At 41.1% G+C, this 6,000-nt stretch carries 4 protein-coding genes; all 4 read right to left on the bottom strand.

The genetic code is table 11. The annotated features are described in order from the left end of the window. Positions 1-202: 202 nt before the first annotated feature. The 4 genes from ACTFWY_RS12490 to ACTFWY_RS12475 all read right to left on the bottom strand — a co-directional run bounded on the left by ACTFWY_RS12490 (position 203) and on the right by ACTFWY_RS12475 (position 5,808). On the bottom strand, positions 203-841 hold the full coding sequence (locus ACTFWY_RS12490) for a nitroreductase family protein (protein ID WP_257602233.1): 639 nt from the start codon (positions 839-841) through the stop codon (positions 203-205). 14 nt (positions 842-855) lie between these two features. Continuing rightward, positions 856-1,257, bottom strand: a complete 402-nt coding sequence (locus ACTFWY_RS12485; RefSeq protein WP_081131456.1) for a MarR family winged helix-turn-helix transcriptional regulator — start codon at positions 1,255-1,257, stop codon at positions 856-858. A gap of 144 nt (positions 1,258-1,401) precedes the next feature. Beyond that, positions 1,402-4,056: a cation-translocating P-type ATPase gene (locus tag ACTFWY_RS12480; RefSeq protein WP_208774924.1), complete on the bottom strand. Its 2,655-nt coding sequence runs from the start codon at positions 4,054-4,056 to the stop codon at positions 1,402-1,404. Between the two features lie 807 nt (positions 4,057-4,863). Beyond that, on the bottom strand, positions 4,864-5,808 hold the full coding sequence (locus ACTFWY_RS12475; protein ID WP_439926986.1) for a cation diffusion facilitator family transporter: 945 nt from the start codon (positions 5,806-5,808) through the stop codon (positions 4,864-4,866). Positions 5,809-6,000: the final 192 nt, after the last annotated feature.

Below are 6,000 nucleotides of genomic sequence, written 5' to 3'. Positions count from 1 at the left end.
AGATGGGTATAGGTCATTTGTACTCACTCCTTATAATTCTTTGGTCGGAACTATTTTGAGTGTAGCACAAATGACTTTTTTAGTTGTCTAGCTTAATTTTACAATCGGCGTTATTATAAAGTAAACCAAGCAATCTTCCGTCCTTCATGCTTCTAGCGAACACAAAGACAAACGGAAGACCACATAGAAAGTAAGAGTAGATTTATTTAAATGTCGTGATTTTTTCTGCATCCAAACGAATGGATTCATAGCCTAATTCTTCAGCTTTACCAATTGATAGAATCATAACTGGAACGTAGCGTTCTGAATCGACATCAAAAGCCTCTGCTAATTGGTCTGCTTCAAAGCCACCAATTGGATTTGTTTCGTAGCCATGGGCACGCGCGACTAACATCAGCTGCATTGCCGCTAAGCTGGCGTCAACTTTTACGATGGAGGTCATTTGATCTTTCGTGAAGCTCTTGTAGTAAGGAATTATCGTTGCCAATTGTTGGTCTCTGACTTCTGCCGGCATTTTTCCTGCTTCAACTGCTTGATTGTAAATTTCTTCCCCGTATTCATAACAAGCTAAATCACCAAAAATCAAGATCATGGCTGCCGATGTGTCGTTTTGGCGTGTGTTGAAGCGGATCAGTGGTTTTAGTTTTGCTTTTTGCTCAGCACTTTCAACGACAACGAAACGCCATGGTTGCATGTTAACAGATGAGGGGGCAGTCGTTGCTTCTTGAATCATCGTTAACATTTCCTCATGAGAGATTTTGACCGTCTCATCATAGACACGGACGGATTTTCTTCCAAAAGTGATATCTGAAAAATCGTTGTTTACTCTATTGGTTGACATATTAGTAGCCTCTTTCATTTCATTAATTTATTCAACAACTGCAAAAACGCAGCTGCTTCTTCTTCGGTCAGCGATAGGGCGAATGCTTCCTTCTCTTGGTGTTTCTCGCAAGCAGACAGCTCTTGTTTGGCTTTAGGTGTTATTTCCACAAAGACTTCACGATTGTTGTCTTTGTTCCTTTCCCGCACTACATAATTCTTTTGTTCTAAAATTTTTAGATGTCTTGTAACTGCTGCACTATCGATCTTCAATTCAGTCTGTAAGTCAGATTGCGAACAACGTCCATTTTCTTTGATGAACATCATTAATTCATATCGGGTCAGACTGAATCCGGTGCTTTTTTCAAAAGTTGCCGTCAATTCTTGATTGGCAATTTTCAACTGATAAAGCAGGCGGCTGATTTCTCTTAGCTGCATGGAATACTCCTCTCTAATAATTGACTCATCAATCGTTGACTCGTCAATAATAACTTTTTTTCTTGCTTTTGTAAATAATTTCCTGCGATAGACAAAAAGCAAACAAAAAAACCAACATCATCGTTGGTTTTCTTGCTGTTTTTTTCACTTCAACTGAAAGGCTTTTTTTAATCCCATTACAACCAGTGTGGAAAGACTAGCCGCTAAGAAAATGATTCCCCATGTGCCAGCTTGCAATGGTGAAGTCCCTAATAATTCATTCATGAAAGGGAGATAAACAGCTGACAACTGCAATCCCATCGAAAGGATCAGTGCGCCGATCAACGGTTTATTCTTAAAGAAAGACTTGTCTAATCCAAATCCGCTTTGCTTGCGAACATTAAAAATATGCATCAGTTGTGCGATTGCCATAAAGGTAAACGTAGCGGTCTGGGCATAAGCTAATTCATGATTTGTTTGTATCAAAAAACTAAAAAAACCAAATGCCGTCAATCCGATCACTATCCCGCTTAAAATAATTCGACCTAAGAATCGTTTATTGACCAAACTGTCTTCTTTGGAACGAGGCTGACGTTTCATCAGGTCCTCTTCTGCAGGTTCAAAGGCCAACGCCATCGCAGGAGCGATATCGATCACTAGATTCAAGAACAAAATATGCAGCGGTTGAATCGGCATGGGAAGAAGAAAAATGACACTTAGAAAGATTGTCACGATTTCGACCATATTACAAGAAAAAAGGAAAGAAACGTATTTTTTGATATTGTCAAAGATGATTCTTCCTTCTTTGATTGCGTTGACGATCGTCCCAAAGCGATCATCAGTCAAGATCATATCAGAAGATTCCTTAGCTACTTCCGTGCCGCGAATGCCCATCGCGATCCCAATATCGGCACCATTAAGAGCAGGAGCGTCATTCACGCCATCACCGGTCATCGACACGATCTCTCCTTCTTCCCGCAGTGCTTTGACTAGTTGAAGTTTATTTTCCGGCGAAACCCGAGCAAATACAGCCACTTCTTCGATCCGTTCATTAAACGCTTCTTTACCTGCCAAGGCGTCGATCTCTTTTCCCGTCATCGTCTTATCAAAATCGATCAAACCAATTTCTTGTGCGATCATGGAGGCAGTTTGCGGGTGATCACCTGTGATCATTTTGACACGAATCCCCGCTTCTTGAGCGATTTTGACAGCTTCTTTAACATCTGTTCGTGGGGGATCAATGATGCCAACAAAACCTTGGATCTCTAAATTATCCAATGATTCTGTCAGCTCAGACTCCGACAAACCACCCTGATAGTTACTGATTTGTGCCACCGCAATCACTCGTTGCCCATTGGAAGCTAGTGTATGATTGATGTCGTTCAACTGCTCTTTCACAGACGGATCGACGGCAGCTTTCTCGATCAAAACATCTGGTGCACCTTTCATGATCAACGTTCGCTGTTCTTTTTCATAGACGGTGATCATAAATTTGTTTTCTGAATCAAAAGGAAGCTCAGCGATTTTTTCAATGCCTTGATCCATCAGTGTTTGACGATCGATGCCTTCTTTTTTTCCTAATACAACAAACGCTCCATCGGTTGGATCTCCTAGGACCTCAAACTGGCCATCCGTTTCTTTCAAAGAAGCGGACGTACATAGTGCACCGTTTTCAATCATCGCTTGAAGTGCTGGCTCTTCATTGACTGAGATTTCTTGTCCTTCTTTATGGAAGCTCCCCGTCGGTTCGTACCCATTACCGGTCACAGTGTATTGCTCTCCATTACTTAGAATGATCTCAGCGATCGTCATCTGATTTTCTGTCAATGTCCCGGTTTTATCACTGGCAATGATACTCGTAGCGCCCAAAGTCTCAACCGCTGAGAGGGTTTTGACTAATGCTTTGTGTTCAGCCATGATCCGCATGCCGCGAGAAAGAGTAATGGTTGAGACAGCGGGCATTGCTTCTGGAATGGCTGCTACTGCAAGGATGATCGAGATATGCAGCATTTCTACCAAAGGCTGATCCGTTAGAAGACCTGCAATTAGGACCGTCACGGCGGCAAAGAGTGCCGCAATAATGATTGCTTTCCCTAATTTATCCAGCTCGATATCCAAAGGTGTTTTCGCGCTTTTGTTTCCAGTCAGCATATCGCTGATTTTTCCGACTTCCGTTTTCATCCCGGTGGCTGTAACGACGGCATAGCCATTTCCTCTTGTCACTGCTGTTCCTGCAAAAACAACATTGCGGCGATCACCTAAAGGGACGTCTTCATCATATTGTTCTGCCGCATTTTTTTCTACAGCTTCGGACTCGCCCGTCAATGCGGACTCAATACAGGCTAAATTGCGGCTTTCCAGCAAACGTGCATCGGCAGCGATCGCATCACCTTCTGCCAAAACGAGAATATCCCCTGGAACGATCGCAGCAGATTCGACTTCCATCACTTGCCCATCACGAATCACTTTTGCGGTAGTGTAAATCATTTCCTGAAGGGAATCAATTGACTTCTGTGCACGCAACTCTGTCACAAAACCAGTCATCACGGCAATTACCACCGCAATCAACACAGCAATTCCTTCTATCGTTTCTCCCATCGCAAAAGAGAGCAATGCGGCGGCTAGTAATAAATAAACGATCAGATTATTTAAATTGTGCCATAACAATTTCCAAGGGGAGGTCGATTCTTGTTGCTGAATCGTATTTTCACCATATGTATCTAGCGCCTCTTTTGCGCCTTGCTTACTAAGCCCTTTCGTCTGATCTGAATGAAAGTATTCAAGTGTTTCTGTCGGTGTTCGTTGATAAAAATTTTCCATCTATTCTCCTCCTTGTATAAGTATCTTCTATGTCTATAGCTCTGTTTTTATAGTGAGATTTTGTCCATGACAAATTATGGCTTCAAGTAAAGTTGTGTCACTTGTGCTTGGAGTCAGGGCGTATGATTGACAAAACGGAAAAATCAAGCAAGGATTGCTTCTTTCGTATGTTGTGAGGGTGTCTGTAATCTTGATCGAATGCGAATACAGATGGGAAAACGCCTCCACAAGTTTTTTACGAGTTGATTGGAACACAGCAATTGAAAATCATTGGTTTTAGAAAGGGAGATCTGGGTACTTCGTAAAAGGTTGTCTGCAGATAAGGATGTTTACTTTGTGAAAAAAACTATCTTTCCATCTTTAAGTTATCATGGATTAAAAGACAGGTAAATTATTTTGCTTGAAAAATATCAATATCATTAAGATAAAGAACAAAATTTATGTAAATTTGAATTTAAAATAAAGAGAATCAAGATTTCCGATTTCTTTTCACAAATAAATCTGATAGAGCAATCCCTTTCCTTGTGAAATAAATAAAAAATAACAACTTTTTTTAATAAGAAATTTCTTTCGCTCGCGCTTTTCCACCTGAATTTATTCGTTTTAAGTCAACACAATTCAATCCAAGTCAACCCAGAAAAAGAAGTGATCCTCTTGAAGAAATCAGCCTGCCGCAAGTATTCATTTGAAATACTACGAACGGGTTTGAGAGTAGCAGAAGATCATTTAACCCCAAATATTTATCATCTAGAGGAAAACTAACCACTGCTTAGTAAAAAAACCAATTCCTTTGAGGTCTTCTTCCCCTCATGGAATCGGTTTTTTTACCTGTTCTTGCTGCTGTCTTTCTGTCTCTAAGTAAATATATGTTTTTTTCGGAGCTAATACCGTGCGAATTTCTTGTTCCAATTGATCGATCACCTCATAGTCACTCGAAGTTGCTTTAGGAGAAATCGTCAATTCAGCAACGATCAGTAATTCATCTGGACCTAAATGCAGAGTACGCAGGTCAATCACTTCAGCTATTTCCCTAGATGATAATACTTGACGAATTTTTTTCAGATCACTTTTCGAAGCACTCTCTCCGATCAATAAACTATAAAATTCTTTCCCTAAAAAACCAGCTACGATCACTAGAAGGACCCCACCAATGACGCCCCCTAAAGAATCAAAGATGGGGTTGTTGGTGATTGCTGTCAATAAAATACCCACCAATGCAATGCTCACACTGATCAATGCAAACAAGTCTTCTGTAAAGCCTAAAAGGATCTCGCTCTCTCGGCTTTCTTTCAAAAAAGCGATCAACGGCTGTTTATCCGTGTTTTGCTCTTTGATTTCTTGCCATCCACTTTGGACTGCTGAACTTTCAATAAAAAAACCAGCAAAAAGAATGGCTGCAACTAGTTGGATGTTCTCCACTTCGTGGGTAGGATCCAAAAGATCCTGACTTGCCTCCATGATTGCCAACAGGCCGCCACCGAAAAAGACCGTCATTGCCACAACCGTACTAAAAAAATAAGTCGCGCGCCCCTCACCAAATTGGTAAAGTTCACTTCGGCCGCGCCGTGCTCGTTTTTCGCCGATTGCTAGTAATCCCTGATTGAGACAATCAATGACACTATGAATACTTTCATTCATCAACACCGCACTGCCGCTGAAAAGAAATCCAATGATTTTGACCACTGCTGCAATAATATGCGTGACTAAGACAATCCCTCGTGCCTGTCGTTTTTCTTGATCGGCCTCTTTCATTTTCTATGTCTCCGTTCTGTCCACTTTTATCAAGTGTTTCCTTCTGCTTATTTAAGAATAGCACCTTCCAATAGAGGAGGAAAACAATTGCGCTTAGCGCTGACGAGGCCCAGAAATAGAAGTTAACTTTTTTAATACAAAAAAAAGAGACAAGTGAGCATTGCATTCTCCTTCGAAAGCTGGCTACAAGTG

Origin of the sequence: Enterococcus sp. 125944 (assembly GCF_051909435.1) — a bacterium.
GTDB lineage: Bacteria > Bacillota > Bacilli > Lactobacillales > Enterococcaceae > Enterococcus_D > Enterococcus_D gallinarum.
Note: the sequence above shows the minus strand (reverse complement) of the source record. Positions and strands in the feature narration are given on the sequence as shown.

Excerpts from the sequence above, each read along its gene's own strand:
- ACTFWY_RS12490 (WP_257602233.1), bottom strand. The coding sequence starts at position 841 with ATGTCAACCAATAGAGTAAACAACGATTTTTCAGATATCACTTTTGGA.
- ACTFWY_RS12485 (WP_081131456.1), bottom strand. The coding sequence starts at position 1,257 with ATGCAGCTAAGAGAAATCAGCCGCCTGCTTTATCAGTTGAAAATTGCC.
- ACTFWY_RS12480 (WP_208774924.1), bottom strand. The coding sequence starts at position 4,056 with ATGGAAAATTTTTATCAACGAACACCGACAGAAACACTTGAATACTTT.
- ACTFWY_RS12475 (WP_439926986.1), bottom strand. The coding sequence starts at position 5,808 with ATGAAAGAGGCCGATCAAGAAAAACGACAGGCACGAGGGATTGTCTTA.